The following is a 427-nucleotide window of genomic DNA, read 5'->3' as shown; positions in this document are numbered from 1 at the left end:
AGAGTATGCCGCCGACCACGCTCTCAACGCGCCATCTGACCGATTTGGCAAACAGGCAGGCAAACATCAGCACACCCGCCAGCGCAAATGCAACCAGCAGGTTGCCCGCAAATGCCGTGCCGCTTTTGGCAATCTGTTTGAACAGGATGTCGATAATGCCGTAACCCGCCCACACACCGAGCAGCAATAACGCCTGCCGCCACGCGCTGCCTGATTTTTTGCCGCTGTCGCTTTTCCAAAGCAGGCAGAACAGTGCGGCAAAGGCGAGGCACAGTCCGATCAGTTTGCCTTCACTGAGTTTTTCGCCAAACAGCGTCAAAGCGGCAACAATCGGTAAAAACAGCGACAAACGCTGCGCCGCGTCGGATTTGACGATACCGGCGGATTCTACGGATTTGCCCATAATGACAAATACGGACGGCAGCAG

Annotated in this window: 1 protein-coding gene; it reads right to left on the bottom strand. The window is 55.7% G+C overall.

All coding sequences use genetic code 11. The annotated features are described in order from the left end of the window. The coding region (locus HW452_RS17365; protein WP_224107341.1) for a hypothetical protein at positions 1–427 on the bottom strand (427 nt) is incomplete at both ends.

The sequence above is a fragment of the Vreelandella aquamarina genome, from assembly GCF_020075495.1.
Classification (GTDB): Bacteria; Pseudomonadota; Gammaproteobacteria; order Pseudomonadales; family Halomonadaceae; genus Vreelandella; species Vreelandella aquamarina_A.
The sequence above is the reverse complement of the archived record's forward strand: the minus strand, read 5'-3'. Positions and strand labels throughout refer to the sequence as shown.